We start from the raw sequence: 21,791 nt of genomic DNA on the forward strand, positions 1-21,791 counted from the left end.
CGGTGGACACCCTTGCCGTCCGGCTAGTGGTTCCCCTTACCGGGCCCACAGGGGACTTACACCCCCAAGTCATCCGGCCAGCACCACCTGTACCGGAACAGCGCCCGTCAAGGCGCTACGCGCCATGCCTGGCGCACAAAAAAACAAAGGGCCGGAAAAGACCGGCCCTCAAATGACGAATGAAACAAGGAAAGTTCGTAAGAACTACAACCTCAAAAGTCATCCCTTACGTTTTCGATTATTGACCAGCCGCCCCAAGGGTTCAGTAGCGGTTCTGTAGAGGTTTGTTACATCTGGTGAGGCCGCGAGCACTGGTTCACAAAATTGAGTCGGCCGGCTTACGGCGGGGCCAGACCAGGCTGAACCGGGCTCCGCCCAGCTCGTCGCTACGACCCAGAAACGCCTGCCCGCCATGCCAGTAAAGTATGCGGCGAACAATCGACAAGCCCAGACCATAACCACCGGAGGTTCGGGTACGGCTGTCATCCAGGCGGGCAAAGGCGGTGAAGACTTTCTCCCAATCCTGTTCGGGAATGCCGGGGCCATCGTCTTCTACATCGATGCGGCAGGTATTTTCATCCAGCTGGCAGTTCACCACCACGCGGCTGTCGGCGTAGCGGGCAGCATTGCCAACCAGGTTCTGGATGGCCCGGTGGATATAGCGGGGTTCCATGTCGGCCAGCGCCCAGCGTTCAGAAGCCTTATCAATACGGCACTCAATGTTGATGCCTTCGCGGATCTGCCGTTGTTCCTCCACCACCTGCCGGGCAATATCGGTAACCGAGCCTTCCCGCAGGCTGAACACCGGCCCACCCTGCTCCAGCCGGGCATAGGTTAGAATCTCGTCAATCAGCTCATCCAGCTCCTGAATATCACCGTCGATACCGGACAACTGCTTTGTCATGGTCTCGGGGGAACTTGCCGATTCGATCATCTGCACACCAAAACGGATGCGTGCTACCGGCGTTCTCAGCTCGTGGGACACCGCGTGGATCATTTCCCGCTGCACCTGCACCAGGCGCTGGATATGCTCGGCCATGCCGTTGAACGAAGAGGCCAGGCGGGACACCAGCGTACCGGCCTCGGATTCCACCCGGGCGCCCATCTCCCCCCGGGCAATACGCACGGCCACCGCCTCGACCTTGCGCAGGCGACCATCCACAAAACGTAATCCCAGATACAGGCCCAGAGCCAGCACACCACCAATCACCGCAGCCAGCAGCACCAGCATTGGCCAGCCCCAGGGATTGAACGGCGCCGGCATGGTCATTCGCACCAGGTCGCCCTCCGACAACCGGAGCAGCACACTGGCACGGCGCCCCTCATGGAACACCGAAAAGCCGCGGTCGCCCAGGTCCTGCAACACCGCCTGGTCCGGTAACTGATCCGCTGACTGCAACGGCCCGATAGACACATTCAGCGATTGCCCCAGTTCTTCGGATACATGGTTCAGCTGCTGCGGATTAGCCGTATCCAGGTGCCAGCGCACCAGCAGGGCCAGCGCACGGGTAAGTTCAGGGTAGGTTTGCTCAAGCGACAGGCTGAGAATGCTGCCGTCGCCGGCACGCACAAAAAACCGGTAGCCGGTGCCCGCCGGCTCCGCGACCACCTGGCCATAGGCCAGGCGCTCAGCCAGCACCGGCGCGTCTTGCAACTGCTCTGGCAGCAGCGTGTGCAAGCCGAACAGCGAAGGCATCCAGTGGTATTGCCGGGCCGGGTCAGGAACCGCCGCCAGCCAGCGCATCAGCGGCTCGGCGGCCTGTTCATGCCAGTACTGGCCCCGCACGGAATTGATGCCGTTGAACAACAGCACACACAGCACCAGCACGGCAGCGGTAATGGCCAGCAGTCGGGCGTAGATTTTCAGGAAGAACTTCAGGGACATGGAAACAAACCCTGGTAACCGGCACCGCCCCGAACGGGCGGCGCCTGGGGCGATCAGGCTTCTTTAACGAACAGATAGCCTTTGCTGCGCACAGTCTTGATACGGCGCGGGTGTATCGGGTCATCACCGATCTTCGGGCGAATGCGGGACACGCGAACGTCAATGGAGCGGTCCTGGCCGTCGTATTCAATGCCGCGCAATGCGGTGAAAATCTCTTCCCGGCTCAGTACCCGGCCGGCATTGCTGGCCAGCAGCCACAGCAGGTCGAACTCGGCACTGGTCAGGTCAATGCTCTGTTCGTTCAGCCAGGCTTCGCGCATGGAGCGGTCCACCACCAGGTCATTGAACTGCAAACGCACAGGTTCTTCGCCGGAGTTTTCCTCAGCCGCCATCGGGGTGTTCTCTACCCGGCGCAGCATGGCGCGGATCCGGGCCAGCAGAACCCGGGGCTGAACGGGCTTGCCGATGTAGTCATCAGCGCCCATTTCAAGGCCCAGAACCTGGTCGAGGTCGTCAGTGCGGGCAGTCAGCATGATGATCGGGCCGGAATAGTAAGGCCGAACCCGCCGGCAGATCGACAGGCCATCTTCTCCGGGCAGCATCAGGTCCAGAACCACAAGATGCGGCTGCTCATTGCGGATACGTTCAACGGCGGCGCCACCGTGGGTTTCCAGAGAGACCGTCAGGCCATTGCTCTCAAGGTACTCGCGGGTAAGATCCGCCAGCCGCTCGTCATCCTCTACGATCAGGATTCGCCAACTCTCGTTTGTCTGCTCCACGCCATCCATCTCTGTTGTTATGTGACCGTTGTTCGGGGTTACAGCCCCTGACAATACAGGCAACGTTCAGTTACAGCAATTATACATGCTATTCAGAAATATACATGGAACCGGCAAGGGGTTACAGCTTGTGACACAGTTCCTCTTTTTGCCTCACCCCTGCGGCTGTCACAGACACGTCACCGGTAAGTCACCGGCCTGTCATACGCGGTTCATAGCCTTGACCTGAACAAGAAACAACGAGGCAACGCCATGACCGCACAAACTGCACGCACGCAACCACGCCGCGGCCGTAACCTGAAAATCAGCCTGACCCGCAGCCCGGACCAGATAGAGGCCGCCCAGCGCCTGCGTTACCGGGTGTTTTCCGAGGAATACGGCAGCGACCTGGGCGCCACGGTTCCGGGGCTGGATGCCGATGCCTACGACACCGTATGCGACCACCTGATCGTCACAGACGAAGACACCGGCGAACCCGTTGCCACCACGCGAATCCTGCACCAGCAGAACGCCGCTGCCATCGGCGGATTCTACTCGGCCGGAGAGTTTGACCTGGCCGCACTGGGCCAGTTGCCCGGCACCATGGCCGAGCTGGGCCGTACCTGTGTGCACCCGGACTACCGCAACGGCGGCACCATAACCTTGTTGTGGGCGGCCGTTGCCGAGTACCTCACCGAAAGACAGGTCGACTACCTGATCGGCTGTGCCAGCATCAGCATGGCGGACGGTGGCGGCCGGGCCTGGCGCATTGCCCAACACCTGCAGCAGCAGTATTTATCTGCGCCTGAGTGCCGGGTTACTCCGCTGCGCCCCCTACCCCACCTGACCCATCCGGAAACCCACAAAACCGAAGACATCCCCGCGCTCATCCGGGCCTATATGCGCCTGGGCGCCAAGGTCTGCGGCGAGCCTTGCTGGGACCCGGAGTTCCGTTGTGCGGATGTACTGTTACTGCTGGAAGTCAGCAACCTGGCCGGCCGCTACAGCCGGCACTTCCTGCGCAAACCGGCCTGAGCCGCGATGAGCGGGATTCGACTGGTCACCCGGTTGCTGGCCTTCGCCCTGTTCCTGTGTGGCACCTGTGTACTGACCCTGGCTTTGTTAGTAGCCGACCGGGTCAGGAAACAGCCCACAGACAAGAACGCCTGGGCCACCTTCTGTTTCCGGCAGGCTTGCCGGTGCCTGGGCTGGCAGGTACAGGTGCACGGCCAGCCAACCTCCGGCAATGCCCTGTACGTAGCCAATCACATCAGCTGGTCAGACATTCCGGCACTCGGCAGCCTCACCCCGTTGCGGTTTCTGTCCAAGGCTGAAGTTGGCAGCTGGCCGGTGATCGGCTGGCTGGCTCGGCAGGCCGGTACCCTGTTTATCAGGCGCGGTGGCGGCCAGGCACGGAGAATAAAGAAAACAATGGTGGAGCACCTGCAGGCGGGGGAATCGGTCCTGGTGTTCCCGGAAGGCACCACCAGTTCCGGGCTTGCGGTATTGCCGATGCACGGGTTACTGCTGACTGCGGCGCGGGACGCCGGGGTTCCTGTTCAGCCGGTCACCATCGGTTACCGGCGTAACCAGCGGCCAGACCCGGTTGCGCCCTTCGTGGGTGACGACAGCTTCCAGCGGCACCTGGTGCGCTTGCTCAGCCTGCCGCCAACCTGCATCGAGATCGTGTTTCACCCGCCGGTCACGGCAGACCAGCCGGTGAACGAACTTAGCCGTCATATCCACCAGGAGATCAGCGCCGGCCTGAAGCGGATTCATTCCGGCGAATTCGATACTTGCGAACCGCTGCCGGTCAATACAGCGGCCGACCCTGGGCTATCTCGTCTTCCGTAGCCTCGCGGCGACCGACGATTTCCAGGTCAAAATACAGGGTGAATCCTGCCAGCGGGTGGTTGGCGTCAACCTTCACCAGGTTGCCGTCAATCGCGACCACCTGGACCACCTGGGCTTCGTCACCGGAATTGGTCTGGAAGCGCATACCCACATCCAGGTTTTCCACCCCTTCGAACAGCGAGCGGGGCACCTTGCGTACCAGTTCGTCCCGGTATTCACCGTAGGCCATCTCCGGCGGAATCGTCACTTCCAGGCAGTCTCCCACCTTGCGGTCTTTCACCGCTTCCTGGATACCTTCGATAATCTCTGGCGAACCATAAAGAAAGTGCAGCGGCTCGCTGCCTTCCGAGGTATCCACCAGTTCGCCAATGCGGTTTTTCAGCACGTAGTGGACGGTAAAGACTTCCGGCTTTTCTTGCGGGGTTTGTGCTTGCATCAGTTTTTCGGCTTTCCTGTCGGTGTCGGAGTTTCCAGGCGTTCAAGGCCGTGGATGACCAGCTTGCGGTCCAGCTTTTCCCGCAACCCGGAGGGCCGCTGCAGCCCCATGCGCTCAAGCAGCGCCTGGTAGCGACCTTCCTCATCCTCGGCCCGCAGGGCCTGCCAGAGGGTGGCGAGTTTACCACGACGGGAGCCGGTTGCGGCCTTCAGCCCCTTAAGGGCTTTCCCCAGTGTCAGTTCTTCGTCGGTGAAATCCCGGCCGAACGGGAAGGCCGGGAACCAGTCGCCCTCACCCGCCGCATTCATGGCGTTACGCACGGCCGCCGGCGTGTTGTCTTTCCAGTGTGCCGGTATCTTGAAGTCAGCCCGCACCTTGCCGGCCTGCTTGGCCTGTTTCAGCAGCCCTTCCTGGAAACGGGCATCTGCAATGCGGATCAGCCGCAGCATCACCTGCTCGTCGCTCTGGCCCCTCAGGTCAGCAATGCCGTATTCGGTGATCACAATGTCCCGGAGGTGCCGGGGAATGGTGCAGTGGGCGTAGTTATAGACGATGTTGGAAACGGTTTCGCCGCGGGATACACGGGTTGCCCGCAGGGCCAGGATAGACCGGGCACCCGGCAGCTCATGGGCCATGGAGACAAAGTTGTACTGGCCACCCACACCGCTGACCACGCGGCCATCGGCCAGGCCGTCAGACACCGCCGCGCCGTTCAGTGTGTACATCATCGCGGAATTGATAAACCGGCTGTGAACCCGCTGGGCGGCCTTCAGCCGCTGGTTACCGAAGCGGTGGTCATACAGGTGGTTGATATAGTTCACGCTGGTCATGCATACGCGGTCCCGCTGCTCCGGGGGCAATTCCCTCAGGGCCTGGTAGAACTTCTCGGGGCCCACATAGAAACCGCCGTGCATGACAATGCCGCCCGCCAGTTTGTCCCCAAGGGCATGCTCTGCCAGTGCCTGACGGGTTTCCGCATCGGCCAGGTCGGCCTGAACCGATAGCTGTTCATCCAGAACCAGTCGCCCGCCGCGTAACTCAACACCGGCTCGGATCACCCCGTAGCGGATCAGCCACTGCAGGTCCCGGGCCCGAAGGGGTGACTCGATCAGCCCTTCCTTGAGCAGCACATCCAGCGTATCCAGCGAAGGCTGACCGCTGATATCACCCTGATTGATCAGCTCCTGCAGGCGGGCGTCGTCGAACACCTCCCGCTCCAGGATGCCTTCCTGCATCAGGTACAGAAAGCCGTCCACCATCATTTCGCTGCAGCCGTACAGTCCCTCCTCGAAGCGGCCGGTACCGCCAAACTCGATGGTCACCGGGAACTCTTCCGCCACGTTCAGGTGTTTGTACACCGCCTGCCAGGCGTCATTGCTGTGGTGGCGCAGAATGGCATTGTGCACCAGCGCGGCCCCCAGGGAACCGATGCCCACCTGAAGCGTGCCACCATCTTTAAGCAATGTGCTGGCGTAAAAGCCGATCATATGGTCGGCGGGGCTGACCGCCATCTGGGGTGCTGAAAACAGGGGATAATCGGTTCTGGAGTCTGCCAGCACCACATCGAACTGATTCTCGGCCACCGCCGCGTGGTGGCCGAACCAGGGCAGGTTGCTGTTTACTTCGCCCACGATGGCCACCGAGGTGCCCCGGGCTTCCCGCTCCCGCATCAAAGGCAGGATATCCAGCGTCAGGTCCGGGTTGCAGCTGAAGCTCAACTCGCCGGGCCGGTCGTGTTCGGCGCCCGGCGACATCAACTGGCCGATCACATTGATGCCCTGGGCCATCAGGTCACGCACCGCATGGGTGTAGTTGGTGCATACGTAATTGCGCTGCTGGTCCCGGTTATTCAGGTAACTGCCGGCCTTGAAGAAGAATTCAGACACGGTCACGTTTGCCGGCAACCGGTTGTTGGTCACATCCCGGGCGTAGGCCAGCTCGGGAATGTTGCCGTAAAGCCGCCGTGCAAACGGGCCCATAAAGCGTTTTTCAAGGGAGGAGCTGCCTTCCGGGGCAAGCAGGGACAAAGCGGTGACAATGTGCAGCTGGATTTCCGGGTCGTCCTTGGCGCGCTGGTAGAGGGCGTTCACAAAGCGCACCGGCTTGCCCAGCCCGAGCGGCAACCCGAGGGTAATCCGCTTGCCTACCCGCTCGATCACGCGGTCTACACAGTTATTTGCGTTATCGGAATAGATTCCGTTCTGCTCGGCCATTTCCGGCTCCTCGTTCGATGAGAATCTCAACAGTCGTGATGATCACACGAGCAAACGAGGCTGACAATGCGTCAGGTCAGGAGAAACGGCAGAAAGCGGAGGTAAAAAAGGGGATCAGAAATTCCAGCGCAGGTTCAGGCAGGCACCTTCATTGAGCAGGGCGATACCGTGGTCAGCCTGGGCACCGTCAGATGCGTAGGATTTACCGGAATTGCGGGAGCGCACAAGGCCGAGGCTCAGAAGCCTGGAGCCAATGGCTGCAAAGGCATCACTGCGGTCTTCTTCAACATCCCCAGACATCCATTCCTGGAATTCGTAGATATCTTCGGGCGACATGGCACCATCACGCTCGGCCATCATGCGTTCCGACAGCATGGGCTCGGATAAAACCGGTTCTGCCGCCTCTGCGCGTACCGCGAAGGCAACCAGGTTGAGCACCAGAAGAATCAGAAACAGACGGATAATCATGACAACACAACAGACCTGGGTTCGTTAAATTGGCCGAAAGGCTACTGTACGAAAGTCTAGTGATTATCCATGAAATTGATGTGAATTTGCACACAAATGCGCCAGCAATCTGGCGCATTTACGGCACTTTTTTGTCAAGAAATGATCAGTTATTTTGCATTCTGTAACATTTTCCCGGTTACCCGGGCACCACCCATCACGGGCAGGGGTAGGTGAACTCGGCGTGGATCGCCTCAATCGCAGCGACCAGGTCCTGGCTCAGGTTAATCTCGGCAGAACCAATGTTCTCCTTCAGCTGCTCCATGCTGGTGGCGCCGATGATATTACTGGTAACAAACTCCCGGCTGTTTACCCAGGCCAGCGCCATCTGGGCCGGCGACAGGCCATTCTGGTGCGCCAGTTCGCAATAGGCCCGGGTGGCGTCGGCAGCATGCTCTCCGGTGTACCGGCTGAAACGCTCATACAGGGTCAGCCGCGCCTTTTCCGGCCACTTGCCACCCAGGTACTTGCCGGTAAGCATGCCGAAGGCCAGCGGCGAATACGCCAGCAGCCCGGTGCCTTCACGGTGGGCAAACTCCGCCAGTCCGGATTCGAACGAACGGTTCAGCAGGCTGTACGGGTTCTGGATAGACACCACCCGGGGCCAGCCATTCTCGCGTGACAGCCGCAGGTATTCCATGGTGCCCCAGGGCGTCTCGTTCGACAGGCCCACGTGGCGTATTTTGCCCTCTTTGACCAGCTCGTCCAGGGCACCCAGGGTTTCCTCGATCGGCGTCATGGTTTCACTGGGGTTGCGCACATAACCCAGCTTGCCGAAGAAATTGGCGCTGCGGTCCGGCCAGTGCACCTGGTACAGGTCGATATAATCCGTTTGCAGGCGCTTCAGGCTGCTTTCACAGGCTTCACGGATGTGATCCCGGGTCAGCCTGGGGCCGCCACGCAGGTAACCCAGGCCATTGCCGGGGCCTGCCACCTTGCTGGCAATCACCAGGTCATCCCGCTTGCCCCGGCTGGCCAGCCAGTTGCCCAGGTAGGTTTCGGTCAGGCCCTGGGTTTCAGCCCGGGGCGGCACCGGGTACATCTCGGCGGCGTCGATAAAGTTGATGCCGGCGCCGGTGGCGTAGTCCAGCTGTTCAAACGCTTCCTGCTCGGTATTCTGTTCGCCCCAGGTCATGGTGCCCAGGCAAATCAGACTGACATCAATGTCGGTGTTTCCAAGTTTTCGCGTTTGCATGAATTCTCCTCGTTTTAATGAGAGATCAGTAACCACAATACGTAAAGGGATTGTCACAGGGCTGTCGCATTACTGTCATGGCCGGTTTCCATAGTGGAGGCATGACAGAAAAACCTTCAGGACAAGCCGTGACAGAACTCCCGCCAACTGACCGGCGCGCGCACCACATTACCATTGTTTCCGAGACGTTTCCGCCGGAAATCAATGGCGTGGCCAACACCATGAAGCACCTGTGCCAGGGGCTGGTGCAGCGTGGGCATGTGGTTACGGTGGTTCGCCCTGGCCAGCGCCGGGAAGGCAAAGGCCTGTTCGACTGTAACGGCGACGGCCTGTGTTCCCGGGAGCTGATTGTTTCCGGCCTGCCCCTGCCCGGCTACAAAGACCTGCAGTTCGGCCTGTCCCGCCCCGCCACCCTGAAGAATTTGTGGCAGAACCACCGGCCGGATGCCGTTTACGTAGCAACCCAGGGGCCCCTCGGGATTGCCGCTGTGTCTGCTGCACGAAAACTGCAGATCCCGGTCATCTCCGGCTTCCACACCAACTTTCACAGCTACTCCCGCTACTACGGCGTGGGCGCACTGGAGCGCCTGCTGTGCGCCTACGGCCGCTGGTTCCATAACCGCACGGCCCTGACCCTGGTGCCAACCCGGAAAATGCAGGCGGTTACCCGCAGCATGGGCATCACCAACGCCGGCCTGTGGGCCCGGGGTGTGGATTGTCAGCGCTTTACTCCCCACAAGCGTGATGCAGGCCTGCGCAAGGGCTGGGGCTTGGGCGAAAACGACAAGGCCGTGCTCTATGTGGGGCGCCTGGCACTGGAAAAAAACATCCGCAAAGCCGTGGCCTGCTTCGAGCGCATCAAAGGCCTGCATGCCAGCGCCCGGTTTATCCTGGTGGGCGATGGGCCACTGCGGCGTCAGCTGGAAGAGCGACACCCGGACTACATTTTCTGTGGTACCCGGCAAGGCGACGACCTGGCCCGGCACTATGCCTCCGGCGACCTGTTCCTGTTCCCCAGCAAAACCGACACCTTCGGCAACGTGGTGCTGGAAGCCATGGCCAGCGGCCTGGCGGTAGTGGCGTTTGACGATGCCGCTGCGGCGGAACACATCCGGCACGAGGAGAACGGCCTGAAAGCGCCGCTCACCGAAGACGAAAGCTTTATCAACAACGCCCTGCGACTGGCAGACCAACCCAGCCTGCTGCAACGGATCCGGGCCCAGGCCCGGCTGGACGCACTGGAGCTGAGCTGGCACAGCCAGATAGAACAATTCGAACAACTGGTACTCAACCAACCTGCACAGGCCCGATACCATGGCGTCAACAAGCAAAGCATCCAGACTCTTTGAACTGGCAGACCAGCGTGAATACGCCCTGTGCCAGTCTATCAACCGCACCATTCGTTTCCGGCCGGTAAAAGGCTACTTCCAGCTGGTCAGCCGGCTGGGTGATGGCTGGTTCTGGTACGCACTGATTCTCTCTATTCCCTTTATGGCACCGGCCCACGGCCAGAACATCGCTGTACTGATGGCGTTTACCGGGCTGACCTGCACCATTAGCTATAAAGGCCTCAAGCACTGGCTGATCCGCGAGCGGCCATTTATTTCTTTCCCGGCCATCAACTGCGCTACACCGCCACTGGATCGCTACAGCTTCCCGTCGGGCCACACCCTGCACGCGGTGTGTTTCCAGGCCATGCTGTTTGCCACCCTGCCGGCGCTGGCCTGGGCCATCCTGCCATTTACCCTGTCTGTAGCCGCCTCCCGGGTGGTACTGGGGCTGCACTATCCGAGTGACGTGGCGGCCGGCGCCCTGATTGGCGGCCTGATGGGCCGGGCTTCAGTACAGCTGTTCGGCGATCTGCTGCAGCTCAGTCAAACAGTCGCAGCTGGGTAACCGGCGCTTCATCGTTCCGAAAACGCACCCCTACCCCCATTAACCGCACCGGCCGATCCCGGTTGCTGACCAGCTCATCCAGTAACGGCTGGTAATCCTCCGGAGCGGGTTCCGCCACCGTGTCCCGCACCCGCTCCAGGGTGTGAGTCGAAAAATCGCTGTAACGGATTTTCACGAACAGTTTGTGAATGGGCTTGTCCCGGCCCTTGCGGGCCAGGCGCAGGTTGAGATCGGCCACCAGCGCCGGCATCACCGATTCACACGCCTCCTTGCCCGGCAAATCCTGGGAGAAGGTTCGCTCTACGCTGACCGATTTCGCCACCCGCGACACCACCACCGGGCGCTCATCCCGGCCATGGGCCATTTCGAACAGCCGGTAGCCCTGTTTGCCGAATTTCTCGATCAGCACATCGGCGCCTAAAGCCTGCATATCACCACAGGTTTCGACCCCCAGCGCGTGCAACTTGCCCGCCGTCACCTGGCCCACACCAAACAGTTTTTCCACCGGCAGCGCCTCTACAAACGCCTGCACCTCCTCCGGTGTGATCACAAACAGGCCGTCGGGCTTGCGCCAGTCGCTGGCAACTTTGGCCAGGAACTTGTTTGGTGCCACACCGGCGGAAATGGTGATGCCCACCTCCCGCTTCACCCGCTCCCGCAGGTGCCGGGCCATCAGGGTGGCACTGCCTTTATGGTCGCTAATGTCGGAGACATCCAGGAAGGCTTCATCCAGCGACAGCGGCTCCACCAGGTCGGTCATATCACGAAGAATGGCCATCACCTGCTGGGAAACTGCCCGGTACTTGCCCAGGTCCGGTGGCACCATCACCAGCCCGGGGCACAGGCGCCGGGCTTCGCTGCCCGGCATGGCCGAGCGCACGCCAAAAGCCCGCGCCTTATAATTGCAGGTAGTCACCACACCACGGCCGCCAGCACCACCCACGGCCAGCGGAACGTCCCGCAAAGACGGGTCGTCACGCATCTCGACTGCGGCGTAAAAACAGTCGCAATCTACATGGATGATCTTGCGCTGGGCCATACAGGCAGGCTCACGTTAACAATCTGTACGTTTATACAGCCTTGTATCTTACGGTAACATGCCGAGAATGTCAGGAAACCCAGAACATAACCCGGTACATCACTGTGAGGCTCCATGACTAATCCCATCCCCGAGAACGATCGCACTGAAATCGAAGCGGCCGCCTTCCGCCGCCTGGTTGCGCACCTGCGCGAGCGCACCGACGTACAGAACATCGACCTGATGAACCTGTCCGGCTTCTGCCGCAACTGTCTGTCCAAGTGGTACCGCGCCGAAGCCGCCGAACGCGGGTTCGAGATCACAGACCCGGCCGCCCGTGAAGAAATCTACGGCATGCCTTACGAAGACTGGAAAGCGAAGTACCAGACCGGCCCGAAACAGGACCACAAATAATGAACGCAGCTGAAGCCGTTCGCATTCACCTGGCGTCTCTGCAGGGCCGCCACGCCAGTTTTGACGACACCCTGGCGCTGATCGACCAGCACTTCGAGTTCCAGCCCACCGGTTTCAACAACGGTCCGCTGCGTAACGAGGCCGGCGAGAACGCCGGTTCCTGCCGGGTGTTTGCCCTGGGCCAGTACTGCAACCTGAACGAAGCCGATACCCTCCAGCTGTTTGCCCAGCACTACCAGCAGGTACTGGGCGACCCGGCCGGCGACAGCCACGGTAACATCCGCCAGTTCATCAGTACCGGCTGGTCCGGAATCCGCTTCGACGGCCAGCCATTGCGCCCGAGAAACGAAACCAACTCGTAAAACACCAGGGAAGACTGCTATTCATGAGCGATACCGCCACCTCCGGGGTAAAACAGAGTTTCCAGCTGAAAAGCGCAAACGTCTCACTGACGGCCCTGGAGCTTTACTACTTCGACAACGATGAGTTCGAAGCCAACCTGCGGGACAAGATCAGCCAGGCACCGGGTTTCTTCAAAGACATCCCGCTGATCATCAGCCTGGAGAAATACGAAGGCCTGGACAGCGAACTGGATTTCTTCAAGATCATCGGCACCTGTCGCCGCCACAACATCCACGTGATTGGCGTTCGTGCCGGCAATGAAGACCAGCGCCGACTGGCCCGGGGCGCTTCCCTGGCCCTGCTGCCAGGCGGTACGGTACGCGAAAAGCCACAAACGGCAGCCCCGGAACCGGAAGCCGCGGCCGAAGAGGCCCCGGTGGCTGAAGTGCCGGCCGCTGCGGCGTCAACCGCAGAACCGGCCCCGGCCCGCATCATCAGCCAGCCGGTGCGTTCCGGCCAGCAGGTGTATGCCCCGGAGGGAGACCTGATTATCCTGGCGCCGGTGCAGGCAGGTGCCGAAGTACTGGCCGCAGGCAATATTCACGTGTATGGCCCCCTGCGCGGGCGGGCACTGGCCGGTATCCACGGTGCCGAGAGCGCCCGGGTATTCTGCCAGTCACTTGAAGCGGAGCTTGTGTCCATCGCCGGACACTATAAAATCTCCGAAGATCTTCAGGACAATGGCTGGAAAAGCGCTGTGCAGATCCAGCTCAGGGACGACCTGCTGGTGGTAACGCCACTGGACAAGGCCTGATGTTGTGACAGCCAAAAACAACATATGAAGACATGACGAATCCACTGCGAAACAGGAATTGAACCTTGGCTAGAATCATTGTCGTTACCTCAGGAAAAGGCGGCGTTGGTAAAACCACCACCAGCGCTTCAATCAGCACCGGCCTTGCCAAGCGCGGCCACAAGACCGTCGTAATCGACTTCGATGTGGGCCTGCGTAACCTCGACCTGATCATGAATTGCGAACGCCGGGTGGTTTACGACTTCGTAAACGTGATCCAGGGCGAAGCCTCCCTGAACCAGGCGCTGATCAAGGATAAGCGGGTGGAAACCCTGTACATCCTGCCGGCTTCCCAGACCCGTGAAAAAGAAGCCCTCACCCGGGAAGGCGTAGAGAAAGTCATCAACGAGCTGTCGCAGACCTTCGATTACATCGTGTGCGACTCCCCGGCCGGCATCGAGCACGGCGCCCAGATGGCCCTGTACTATGCCGACGAAGCCATTGTGGTTACCAACCCGGAAGTGTCCTCGGTACGAGATTCTGACCGCATTCTGGGCATTCTGCAGAGCAAGTCCCGCCGCGCCGAAATGGGCCAGGACCCAGTGAAAGAACACCTGCTGCTGACCCGCTACAACCCGGACCGGGTAGACCGTGGCGAAATGCTGTCGGTAAAAGACGTTGAAGAAATCCTGGCCATCCCCCTGCTGGGCGTTATCCCGGAAAGCCAGGTGGTACTGAACGCCTCCAACCAGGGCCTTCCGGTGATCCTGGAAGAGAATAGCGATGCCGGCCAGGCCTATGACGACGCGGTAGCGCGGCTGCTGGGTGAAGACCGGGAGCACCGCTTCATGACGGCCCAGAAAAAGGGTTTCTTCTCACGGATGTTCAAGGGGGGCTAAGGGATGAGTTTTCTGGATTACTTCAGAAGCAAGAAGAACAACACCGCGAGCGTGGCCAAGGAACGCCTGCAGATCATCGTGGCCCACGAACGGGGCCAGCGCGACATGCCGGATTACCTGCCACAGCTGCAGCAGGAACTGCTGGATGTGATTCGCAAATACGTGCAGATCAGCGACGACATGGTCCAGGTAGATGTAGACCGTAACGAAAGCTGCTCGGTACTGGAACTGAACGTCACCCTGCCGGAAAAATAACGGCAGCGCCCGCGTTACCAGCGGGCGAAGTGATCTTCCACCAATCCCCGTAGCCCGGCTACGGGGATTTTTTTGCCCGCTTCATCTGTCACCGTACCGCTAAAGGTGCCGGCAAACTGCCGGAAGTTGGACGCCAGCACCCAGGCATTCAGCCGCTCCTTGCGCACGCCAGCCGGCTCAAAGGCCAGGTCTACCCGGCCGTCCCCGGTGGTTACCCGCCATTCACTACCGGCCCGATACCGGTCGAACACAAAGCGGGCCGCCCCCAGCTTGATACACTGGCCATCCAGCCACAGGGCGTTTTCTGTCATACCAGTTTCGTTTACCCCGGCAGCCAGGTTCAGGCCGATGGATGTGCCATCTTCGGCCACACCGGCCAGGCAGGCCCAGTTCCAGGAAGTTTCCCGGCGCATAAAGCCACAACTCCAGTCGATGGACGCCCGGGTTTGCTCGTCACAGCGCCACGCCTGCCCGCCCCAGCGCACCTCCCCTTCCACTGCCAGCCCGGCGGATTTCCGGGTAAACACCCAGCCGTTGTAACCCGCCGGGCACACCAGCCGCAGGGGCTGGTCGGTATCCTGCAACGTCAGGTCTACCCGGATTGTTCCCGGTGCTGTCACCTGTACCTTGCGACCACCCTCCGTCGGCTCGATGGACAGGCTCACCTCGCCCTTGCGAAAGCGGGACGCGCCGTGTTCCGGGAATGGCTCGATCACCGTGTGCCGGGCCAACGGCTGCACGAATGATTGTTCGAACATCTGCCCGCTCTCGAAATCGAACAGGTAGAAAAAACCGCTGCCCAGCAGCTTCAGGTCCACAATCGCCATGCCGAACACCCAGCCCGGCGCCATGGCACTGACAAACTGGAACTGGTTGAACCGCCAGCGCTTCGCCAGCCGGGACCGCGGCTTGTCCATCACCGTACGCAGGTCGTAATCCAGGTAATTGATGGTTTCCACCGGCTGGTCCAGGACCCCGGGGGTAAACCGCCCCTTTGCATCGATCAGTGTTTGTTTTGTCATATTTTCCGTCAGATCAGGCCAATTGCGCCCTCGGGCGATTCAGTAAGTTACCTGGTTCACAAACCCTTGTTCCGGCACCAAAGGCCACCAGGGCTCCGTGCTAGACTGCCGCCAACTTCCTCATCAAAGTGTAGCTTATGCTGTTTACCAGAGCCCTTGGCTTCAGGGCCTCCTTGATCAGTCTGGCCGGCCTTGTTACCGGTATTGTCCTGTCTGCCTCCGCCACTGGCGCCGAACCAGGCAGCCTGCCGGCCATCGACGCCGAACAATGGGCCCTGCAGAAAGAAGTCGACAACATCCGCATCTACACAATGGACCAGCCCGGTTCCGGCTTCCAGGCCTTCAAAGCCGTAGCCGAACTGGACGCCCCCGTCGAAAACCTGATGGCGGTCATGATCAACCCGGAATCCTGCGAGGAATGGGTGCTCAACTGCTCGGAATCCTATGCCTTCGGCCAGGGAGATTTCCACGACCGCTACGCCTACTCGGTAAACGACATGCCCTGGCCGGTAACCGACCGGGACTATGTTCTGCGCATCCGCACCCGGGGCGATGCCGACACCGGCCAGGTCATCATGGACCTGAACGCCACTCCGGGCATGCGGGCCGAGTACAGCAGCCGGGTGCGGGTTGACGTATCCAATACCCTCTACCAGTTCACGCCCCGGGGCGACCGCACCCACATGGTGTGGGTACAGCACACCGAGCCCAACGGCTCCCTGCCCGGCTGGCTGGTGAACAACCTCCTGGTGGATATCCCGGTCGAGTCCATGCAGGCGCTGGAAGCAGTGGCTCAGTCTGACAAGTATCAGGGCTACCGGCTGGAGTGGGCCGAAGACGGCAACCTGCAAGGCGTTGTGCCTGACAACCGCTGACCGGCGCACAAACAAGGGTGACGGCAGGCCACGGAACGGCTAAGCTTTCAGCAAAAGCACCGCAAATGGAAGACGCCTGCCAATGACTGTTCTCGCCCATGAGATCATGACCCCCACCATCAAAGCCGTCCCCCACCACTGGACCATGGACAGGCTGGCCCGATTCCTCACCGATAACGAAATTACCGGCAGCCCGGTAACCGATGACAACGGCGATATCATCGGCATTGCCACCCTCAAAGACATCACCGAATTCCGCTGGAATGCTGCCCGCTCCGGAGATCAGCCCAAGCTCACCGAGGAAGAGCAGGAAGAAGCCCGGCGGCTGCGCATGGTAATTTTCGAAGAAATGGGCAAAGTACCGGTAGAAGTGCGGGATATCATGACCCCCATCGTGCTCTCGGTTGACGAGGACACCCCGGTGCGAGACATTGCCAACATCATGATGCGCGAGCACCTGCACCGGATCTTTGTCACCCGGGATTCAAAAATCACCGGCATCATTACTACCTACGACATGCTGAAGCTGGTTTCCGACCAGGAACTGAGCCGGCGCTGCGCCGAGAACGACTGAGCCACCAGAGAGGTAACTCACCCTATGCCCAGAGCACCGCAAGCTCGCAAGAAGATGTACGTCCTCGACACCAATGTCCTGATCCACGATCCGAATGCCCTCCTGAACTTTGAAGAACACGATGTCATCATTCCGATGACCGTCCTCGAAGAACTCGACAGCCTGAAGTCCGGCAAACAGACCGTTGCCGCCGACTGCCGCCAGGCAATTCGCAACATCGACAAACTGCTGGGCGATGCCAGCCCGAAGGACATTGAAAAAGGCGTACCCATTCTGCGCGGCAAAAAGGCGGATCCACTGGGTAGCCTGTCGATCATCATGAGTACCGAGGGTGCCGGCACCCATTCCCTGCCCGAACACCTGAACGACAACAAGATCATCAACACCCTGGCGGCCCTGCAGGCCCGGCACAAATCCCGCGACATTATCCTGGTCAGCAAAGACATCAACATGCGGCTGAAAGCCCGGGGCTTTGGCGTAGAAGCCCAGGACTACCACAATGACCAGCTGCTGGACGACATCGACCTGCTGCCCAGGGGCTACAAGGAATTTCCGAATTCCTTCTGGGACAACATCGCCAAGGTGGAAACCGTACAGCGGGAAGGGGTAACCGAACACCTGCTTAAACGGGAAGGCGAACTGGCCAGGCTGAACATCAACGAATTCGTGATCGATGAGCGGGGCTTTATCGGCCAGGTGGTAGACATCTCCGATGATCAGCTGGTGATTAAAGACCTGCACCAGCACGACCTGATGAACGAAGAAGTCTGGGGCCTGGTACCCAGGGACATCTACCAGGCCATGGCCCTGCACCTGCTGCTGGACCCGGATATCCACCTGGTGAACCTGACCGGTTCTGCCGGCTCCGGTAAAACCATCCTGGCCCTGGCAGCCTGCATTGAAATGACTGTGGCCAGCAAGCTCTACAAGCGCATCATCGCCACCCGATCTACCCAGGGACTGGACGAAGATATCGGCTTTTTGCCGGGCACCGAGGCGGAAAAAATGGAGCCCTGGCTGGGCGCCATCGTGGACAACCTTGAAGCCCTGCATGAAGACGACGAGAACATGACCGCCAGCGTGGATTACATCCTCAGCAAGGTGCCCCTGCACTTCAAATCCATGAACTACATCCGGGGCCGCAGCTTCCAGCACAGCCTGATCATCATTGATGAATCCCAGAACCTGACCCCGCACCAGATCAAGACCATCATCACCCGGGCCGGTAACGGCTCCAAGGTGATCTGCCTGGGTAACCTGGCGCAGATCGACACCCCGTACCTGAGCCCCCTGAGCTCCGGCCTGACCTACATGACCGAACGCTTCAAGGGCTTCCGCCATGGCGGCCACATCCACCTTCAGGGCGTACCGCGCTCGGTACTGGCCGAGTTCGCCGAAGCCAACCTCTGATCATGGCATTTGAGGCCAACCATGTTGGCCTCGAAGGTCAATTCAGAATCCTGTCTTGCGGTATATTGTCTCTGCTATAAAAACACCAAAAAACAAAGGGGATAGCGTTAATGGCCAGACACATAGCCTCAGACATCGTGGTTGCCGGAGGCGGCCTGGCTGGCATCGTCACCGCCCTGGAAGCCCTGCGGGCCGGCAAAACCGTGACCATTGTCGACCGGGACACTCCGGAACGCCTTGGCGGGCTGGCACTCTGGGCCTTTGGCGGCATGGCGCTGATCGACACCCCCCTGCAGCGGCGCATGAAAATTGCCGATTCCCCGGAACGGGCCCTGCAAGACTGGATAAGCTTCGGCGAGCTGGACCCGGCCGACGAGTGGCCCATGCAGTGGGCCCGCTATTACGTGGAAAACTCCCTCACCGACGTGCACGACTGGCTGATCGACGAAGGCCTGAAATTCATGCCGGCGGTCAACTGGGTAGAACGCGGCCGGTTTGGTGACGGCAACTCCGTACCCCGCTACCACATAGTCTGGGGCACGTCCCGGGAACTGACCCGCCGCATGATCAATGCCCTGCACAACGCCGACACCCAACATGGCCTGACCATCCTGCACGGCCACAAGGTAACGGCCCTGGAGCAACAGGCGGGCAACATCAGCGGCGCCGTCGCCATCAAGGAATCCACTGGCGAGGAAGTCCGGCTGAGCGCACCCACCGTGGTACTGGCCATGGGTGGCATCAACGGCAGCCATGCCGAATGCCGGGCCAACTGGCCCGAAAACCGACCACAACCGGCCACCCTGCTCAATGGTGCCCATCCCTTTGCCGACGGCAAGCTGCACCACTGGGCCGAAGATCACCTGGGCGCAAAAATTACCCACGCCGGCGAAATGTGGAACTACGCGGCAGGCTTTCCACACCCCTACCCGCACTTTCCCGGCCATGGCCTGTCGACCATTCCGTGCAAATCCGCCCTGTGGCTGAACCACCGTGGTGAGCGCATCGGGCCGGAGCCCCTGGTAACCGGTTTCGACACCCACTGGCTGTGCCAGCGCGTAGCCGAGCAGGAAAAGCCCTGGACCTGGCACCTGCTGAACCGGCGCATTGCCCTGAAGGAATTTGCCATCTCCGGCGCCGAGCACAACGCCCGCATACGCGACAAGCAGTTCCCGCTGTTCCTGAAAGAACTGCTGTTGGGCAACAAACCGCTGGCCAACCAGATGGCCCACGAAAGCCCGCACTTCCTGGTGGACGATACCCTGGAAGGACTGGCAGAGAAAATGAACGCACTCACCTGCTCGCTGGACATCAACCCGGCCACACTGAAAGCCACTGCTGATGCCTTCGACGCCAATTTCAGCAAGGGCAGCCAGCTGAATAACGACCCGCAAATCCGCAAAATCCTGCATGCCCGCCAGTGGGGGCCCGACAAGCTGCGCACCTGCAAACCGGCGCCGTTGCAGAAACCCGGCGCGGGGCCGTTTATTGCCATCCACATGCAGCTGACCACCCGAAAAAGCCTGGGCGGCCTTCGTACCGACCTGCAAAGCCGGGTGCTGGACGCCAGCGGCCAGCCGGTCAGCGGGCTTTACTGTGTAGGCGAAGCCGCAGGCTTTGGTGGTGGTGGCGCCAATGGTAAACGATCACTGGAAGGCACCTTCCTGCCCGGCTGCATCATGACCGCCCGGGCGGCGGCAAGGTCCATCGTCAGCGGCCGTTAAGTAACCGACTATCAAACGAAAACAAGAATCCGACAGGATCAGGAGAGAGAACATGCCAAACGGCGCCCAAGCCTTGATGAAAACTCTGGTCGATGCCGGCATTGAAGTCTGCTTTACCAACCCCGGCACCAGCGAGATGCACTTTGTGGCCGCGCTGGACAGCGAACCCAAAATGCGCGCCGTGCTGGCCCTGTTTGAAGGCGTAGCCACCGGTGCCGCCGACGGCTACGCCCGCATGGCCGACAAGCCGGCAGCTACGCTGCTGCACCTGGGCTGCGGCCTGGGCAATGGCCTGGCCAACCTGCACAATGCCCGCAAAGGCAAGGTGCCGGTGGTGAACATTGTCGGCGACCACGCCACCTACCACGTGAAGTACGACGCCCAGCTGCAATCCGACATCGAAACCGTGGCCCGCAACGTATCTCCGGGCTTTGTGCGCACATCTCAAAGCACTGAAGTCCTGTGCAAGGACGCCGCCGAAGCCATCGCAGTGGCCAGGGGCCTGCCCGGGCAGGTAGCCACCCTGATCCTGCCCGCCGATGTATCCTGGGGCGAAGGCGGCCAACCCTGTGCGCCATTGCCACAGCCGGAAGCCCGGGCGGCGGACGATGCCGCCGTTCAGGCGGTAAAAGACGCCATCGCCAGTGGCCAGAAAACCGCCCTGTTACTCGGTGGCCGCGCCCTGCGCGAGCCGGCATTGATGGCCGCAGCCCGCATTGCCGCCCACAGTGGCGTTACCCTGTTTGCCGAAACCTTCCCGACCCGAATTGAACGGGGAGCCGGCTTGCCGCCGATAGAGCGGATTGCCTACCTGGCTGAACTGGCCACCCTGCAGCTGTCTGAATTCGACCACTTGGTACTGGTAGACGCCAAGGCGCCGGTGTCGTTCTTTGGCTACCCGGGCAAGCCGAGTTACCTGGTGCCCGACAACTGCACCGCCCACACGCTCAGTACTCCGGAGCAAGACGCCGCCGCCAGCCTGAATAAGCTGGCTGAAGCCCTGGGCGCGGCCGGTGCCGAGCCCAGGCTGCAGGCCGAAGGCCGGCCGGGACTGCCCAAGGGCAAGCTGACCGCTGAAAAAGTGTGTCGGGCCATGGGCGAGCTGATGCCGGAGAACAGCATCATCGTGGATGAATCCATCACCTCCGGGTTGATGCTCAACGCCATGACCGCAGGCGCTCCGCGCCACGACATGATCACCCTCACCGGGGGCGCCATCGGCCAGGGTCTGCCTAATGCCGTGGGCGCCGCCATCGCCTGCCCGGACCGCCCGGTGTTCGCCCTGATCGGCGACGGCACCGCCATGTACACCATCCAGGCCCTGTGGACCATGGCGAGGGAAAACCTGAACGTCACCAGCATCATCTTCAACAACGCCTCCTACTCCATCCTGAACGTGGAGCTGGAACGGGTCGGTGCAGAAGAAGCCGGCGCCAAGGCAAAGTCCCAGCTGGACATCAGCGGGCCGGTCACCCACTACGCCCAGTTGGCCCAAAGCATGGGTGTGCACGGTGTGCGAGTGCGCACGGCGGAAGAGTTGATCAAAGCCATGGAGTACGCCCAGGCGCACCCCGGGCCGCACCTGATTGAAGCGGTGGTGCCGGAATCGCTGAATGGCGTTAAACGGAAGGTACTGCCCTGGCTGCTGAAGTCGCTGCCGAGTTTGCCACGGCCGCTGACCAAGGCACTAAAGAAGAAGATTGCGCCCTGATTGAGGGGCG

At 60.7% G+C, this 21,791-nt stretch carries 22 protein-coding genes; 14 read left to right on the forward strand and 8 right to left on the reverse strand.

The genetic code is table 11. The features are described 5' to 3' along the window. Positions 1 to 316 precede the first annotated feature (316 nt). The gene (locus AC13DJ_RS01095) at positions 317 to 1,885 is read right to left on the reverse strand and encodes an ATP-binding protein (RefSeq protein WP_474539843.1); all 1,569 of its coding nucleotides are present in this window, start codon (positions 1,883 to 1,885) and stop codon (positions 317 to 319) included. Positions 1,886 to 1,938: 53 nt separating this feature from the next. Continuing rightward, positions 1,939 to 2,673 carry a response regulator gene (locus AC13DJ_RS01100; protein WP_474539845.1) on the reverse strand — a complete coding sequence of 245 codons (735 nt, stop codon included), beginning with the start codon at positions 2,671 to 2,673 and terminating at the stop codon, positions 1,939 to 1,941. A 243-nt stretch (positions 2,674 to 2,916) separates the two neighbouring features. Between AC13DJ_RS01100 and AC13DJ_RS01105 the strand changes: the two genes are divergently transcribed. Continuing rightward, positions 2,917 to 3,678, forward strand: coding sequence for a GNAT family N-acetyltransferase (locus AC13DJ_RS01105; protein ID WP_474539842.1), 762 nt, complete (start codon positions 2,917 to 2,919; stop codon positions 3,676 to 3,678). Positions 3,679 to 3,684: 6 nt separating this feature from the next. Continuing rightward, positions 3,685 to 4,497 carry a lysophospholipid acyltransferase family protein gene (locus AC13DJ_RS01110; RefSeq protein WP_474539841.1) on the forward strand — a complete coding sequence of 271 codons (813 nt, stop codon included), beginning with the start codon at positions 3,685 to 3,687 and terminating at the stop codon, positions 4,495 to 4,497. Here AC13DJ_RS01110 and AC13DJ_RS01115 read toward each other — a convergent pair. The 4 genes from AC13DJ_RS01115 to AC13DJ_RS01130 form a co-directional block, all read right to left on the reverse strand. Further along, positions 4,457 to 4,933, reverse strand: coding sequence for an FKBP-type peptidyl-prolyl cis-trans isomerase (locus AC13DJ_RS01115; RefSeq protein WP_473801682.1), 477 nt, complete (start codon positions 4,931 to 4,933; stop codon positions 4,457 to 4,459). The two genes, AC13DJ_RS01110 and AC13DJ_RS01115, sit on opposite strands and share 41 nt — an antisense overlap. Continuing rightward, entirely contained in the window at positions 4,933 to 7,146 is a 2,214-nt protein-coding gene (locus AC13DJ_RS01120) for an acetyl-CoA hydrolase/transferase C-terminal domain-containing protein (RefSeq protein WP_482932896.1), read from the reverse strand. The genes AC13DJ_RS01115 and AC13DJ_RS01120 overlap by 1 nt, the downstream gene beginning before the upstream one ends. A 114-nt stretch (positions 7,147 to 7,260) precedes the next feature. Then, the gene (locus tag AC13DJ_RS01125; RefSeq protein ID WP_058340321.1) at positions 7,261 to 7,614 is read right to left on the reverse strand and encodes a hypothetical protein; all 354 of its coding nucleotides are present in this window, start codon (positions 7,612 to 7,614) and stop codon (positions 7,261 to 7,263) included. A gap of 196 nt (positions 7,615 to 7,810) precedes the next feature. Further along, positions 7,811 to 8,848, reverse strand: coding sequence for an NADP(H)-dependent aldo-keto reductase (locus AC13DJ_RS01130; RefSeq protein ID WP_058340322.1), 1,038 nt, complete (start codon positions 8,846 to 8,848; stop codon positions 7,811 to 7,813). Positions 8,849 to 8,949: 101 nt separating this feature from the next. On the opposite strand from AC13DJ_RS01130, the gene AC13DJ_RS01135 reads away from it, so the two are divergent. Continuing rightward, positions 8,950 to 10,197 (forward strand): glycosyltransferase family 4 protein, encoded by a 1,248-nt coding sequence (locus AC13DJ_RS01135; RefSeq protein WP_474539839.1) that lies wholly within the window; start codon positions 8,950 to 8,952, stop codon positions 10,195 to 10,197. Continuing rightward, a complete protein-coding gene (locus tag AC13DJ_RS01140; RefSeq protein WP_474543813.1) occupies positions 10,163 to 10,744 on the forward strand; it encodes a phosphatase PAP2 family protein in 582 nt (193 codons plus the stop codon). The genes AC13DJ_RS01135 and AC13DJ_RS01140 overlap by 35 nt, the downstream gene beginning before the upstream one ends. On the opposite strand, the gene dinB is transcribed toward AC13DJ_RS01140, so the two are convergent. Further along, positions 10,719 to 11,783: a DNA polymerase IV gene (gene dinB / locus AC13DJ_RS01145; protein ID WP_474539837.1), complete on the reverse strand. Its 1,065-nt coding sequence runs from the start codon at positions 11,781 to 11,783 to the stop codon at positions 10,719 to 10,721. The genes AC13DJ_RS01140 and dinB overlap by 26 nt on opposite strands. A gap of 114 nt (positions 11,784 to 11,897) precedes the next feature. Between dinB and AC13DJ_RS01150 the strand changes: the two genes are divergently transcribed. The 5 genes from AC13DJ_RS01150 to minE all read left to right on the forward strand — a co-directional run bounded on the left by AC13DJ_RS01150 (position 11,898) and on the right by minE (position 14,465). Further along, positions 11,898 to 12,176, forward strand: a complete 279-nt coding sequence (locus tag AC13DJ_RS01150; protein ID WP_232900791.1) for a DUF1244 domain-containing protein — start codon at positions 11,898 to 11,900, stop codon at positions 12,174 to 12,176. Then, positions 12,176 to 12,538, forward strand: a complete 363-nt coding sequence (locus AC13DJ_RS01155) for a HopJ type III effector protein (protein ID WP_474539836.1) — start codon at positions 12,176 to 12,178, stop codon at positions 12,536 to 12,538. The genes AC13DJ_RS01150 and AC13DJ_RS01155 overlap by 1 nt, the downstream gene beginning before the upstream one ends. Positions 12,539 to 12,561: 23 nt before the next feature. Beyond that, entirely contained in the window at positions 12,562 to 13,332 is a 771-nt protein-coding gene (gene minC / locus AC13DJ_RS01160) for a septum site-determining protein MinC (RefSeq protein ID WP_232900793.1), read from the forward strand. 65 nt (positions 13,333 to 13,397) lie between these two features. Next, positions 13,398 to 14,210, forward strand: coding sequence for a septum site-determining protein MinD (minD, locus tag AC13DJ_RS01165; protein WP_094624646.1), 813 nt, complete (start codon positions 13,398 to 13,400; stop codon positions 14,208 to 14,210). A 3-nt stretch (positions 14,211 to 14,213) separates the two neighbouring features. Next, positions 14,214 to 14,465 (forward strand): cell division topological specificity factor MinE, encoded by a 252-nt coding sequence (gene minE / locus AC13DJ_RS01170; RefSeq protein ID WP_094624645.1) that lies wholly within the window; start codon positions 14,214 to 14,216, stop codon positions 14,463 to 14,465. A gap of 14 nt (positions 14,466 to 14,479) precedes the next feature. Here minE and AC13DJ_RS01175 read toward each other — a convergent pair whose 3' ends face one another. Then, positions 14,480 to 15,487, reverse strand: coding sequence for a DUF2804 domain-containing protein (locus AC13DJ_RS01175; RefSeq protein WP_474539835.1), 1,008 nt, complete (start codon positions 15,485 to 15,487; stop codon positions 14,480 to 14,482). 137 nt (positions 15,488 to 15,624) lie between these two features. Here AC13DJ_RS01175 and AC13DJ_RS01180 point away from each other — a divergent pair, with 137 nt between their 5' ends. The 5 genes from AC13DJ_RS01180 to AC13DJ_RS01200 all read left to right on the forward strand — a co-directional run bounded on the left by AC13DJ_RS01180 (position 15,625) and on the right by AC13DJ_RS01200 (position 21,781). Beyond that, on the forward strand, positions 15,625 to 16,362 hold the full coding sequence (locus AC13DJ_RS01180) for an START domain-containing protein (protein ID WP_474539834.1): 738 nt from the start codon (positions 15,625 to 15,627) through the stop codon (positions 16,360 to 16,362). Between the two features lie 82 nt (positions 16,363 to 16,444). Next, on the forward strand, positions 16,445 to 16,936 hold the full coding sequence (locus tag AC13DJ_RS01185) for a CBS domain-containing protein (protein ID WP_058340332.1): 492 nt from the start codon (positions 16,445 to 16,447) through the stop codon (positions 16,934 to 16,936). A gap of 24 nt (positions 16,937 to 16,960) precedes the next feature. Beyond that, on the forward strand, positions 16,961 to 18,346 hold the full coding sequence (locus AC13DJ_RS01190; RefSeq protein WP_206768803.1) for a PhoH family protein: 1,386 nt from the start codon (positions 16,961 to 16,963) through the stop codon (positions 18,344 to 18,346). A gap of 110 nt (positions 18,347 to 18,456) precedes the next feature. Next, on the forward strand, positions 18,457 to 20,070 hold the full coding sequence (locus AC13DJ_RS01195) for an FAD-dependent oxidoreductase (protein ID WP_273134180.1): 1,614 nt from the start codon (positions 18,457 to 18,459) through the stop codon (positions 20,068 to 20,070). A 52-nt stretch (positions 20,071 to 20,122) separates the two neighbouring features. After that, positions 20,123 to 21,781, forward strand: a complete 1,659-nt coding sequence (locus AC13DJ_RS01200; protein ID WP_474539833.1) for an acetolactate synthase large subunit — start codon at positions 20,123 to 20,125, stop codon at positions 21,779 to 21,781. Positions 21,782 to 21,791: the final 10 nt, after the last annotated feature.

It is taken from the genome of Marinobacter sp. L-46 (assembly GCF_056859535.1).

Bases quoted from the DNA above. Each gene is read 5' to 3' on its own strand.
- AC13DJ_RS01190 (WP_206768803.1), top strand. From the start codon at position 16,961: ATGCCCAGAGCACCGCAAGCTCGCAAGAAGATGTACGTCCTCGACACC.
- AC13DJ_RS01155 (WP_474539836.1), top strand. From the start codon at position 12,176: ATGAACGCAGCTGAAGCCGTTCGCATTCACCTGGCGTCTCTGCAGGGC.
- AC13DJ_RS01195 (WP_273134180.1), top strand. From the start codon at position 18,457: ATGGCCAGACACATAGCCTCAGACATCGTGGTTGCCGGAGGCGGCCTG.
- AC13DJ_RS01125 (WP_058340321.1), bottom strand. From the start codon at position 7,614: ATGATTATCCGTCTGTTTCTGATTCTTCTGGTGCTCAACCTGGTTGCC.
- AC13DJ_RS01130 (WP_058340322.1), bottom strand. From the start codon at position 8,848: ATGCAAACGCGAAAACTTGGAAACACCGACATTGATGTCAGTCTGATT.
- AC13DJ_RS01185 (WP_058340332.1), top strand. From the start codon at position 16,445: ATGACTGTTCTCGCCCATGAGATCATGACCCCCACCATCAAAGCCGTC.
- AC13DJ_RS01135 (WP_474539839.1), top strand. From the start codon at position 8,950: ATGACAGAAAAACCTTCAGGACAAGCCGTGACAGAACTCCCGCCAACT.
- AC13DJ_RS01115 (WP_473801682.1), bottom strand. From the start codon at position 4,933: ATGCAAGCACAAACCCCGCAAGAAAAGCCGGAAGTCTTTACCGTCCAC.
- AC13DJ_RS01095 (WP_474539843.1), bottom strand. From the start codon at position 1,885: ATGTCCCTGAAGTTCTTCCTGAAAATCTACGCCCGACTGCTGGCCATT.
- AC13DJ_RS01140 (WP_474543813.1), top strand. From the start codon at position 10,163: ATGGCGTCAACAAGCAAAGCATCCAGACTCTTTGAACTGGCAGACCAG.
- AC13DJ_RS01110 (WP_474539841.1), top strand. From the start codon at position 3,685: ATGAGCGGGATTCGACTGGTCACCCGGTTGCTGGCCTTCGCCCTGTTC.
- AC13DJ_RS01150 (WP_232900791.1), top strand. From the start codon at position 11,898: ATGACTAATCCCATCCCCGAGAACGATCGCACTGAAATCGAAGCGGCC.
- AC13DJ_RS01180 (WP_474539834.1), top strand. From the start codon at position 15,625: ATGCTGTTTACCAGAGCCCTTGGCTTCAGGGCCTCCTTGATCAGTCTG.
- minC (WP_232900793.1), top strand. From the start codon at position 12,562: ATGAGCGATACCGCCACCTCCGGGGTAAAACAGAGTTTCCAGCTGAAA.
- AC13DJ_RS01105 (WP_474539842.1), top strand. From the start codon at position 2,917: ATGACCGCACAAACTGCACGCACGCAACCACGCCGCGGCCGTAACCTG.
- minE (WP_094624645.1), top strand. From the start codon at position 14,214: ATGAGTTTTCTGGATTACTTCAGAAGCAAGAAGAACAACACCGCGAGC.
- AC13DJ_RS01200 (WP_474539833.1), top strand. From the start codon at position 20,123: ATGCCAAACGGCGCCCAAGCCTTGATGAAAACTCTGGTCGATGCCGGC.
- AC13DJ_RS01100 (WP_474539845.1), bottom strand. From the start codon at position 2,673: ATGGATGGCGTGGAGCAGACAAACGAGAGTTGGCGAATCCTGATCGTA.
- dinB (WP_474539837.1), bottom strand. From the start codon at position 11,783: ATGGCCCAGCGCAAGATCATCCATGTAGATTGCGACTGTTTTTACGCC.
- AC13DJ_RS01120 (WP_482932896.1), bottom strand. From the start codon at position 7,146: ATGGCCGAGCAGAACGGAATCTATTCCGATAACGCAAATAACTGTGTA.
- AC13DJ_RS01175 (WP_474539835.1), bottom strand. From the start codon at position 15,487: ATGACAAAACAAACACTGATCGATGCAAAGGGGCGGTTTACCCCCGGG.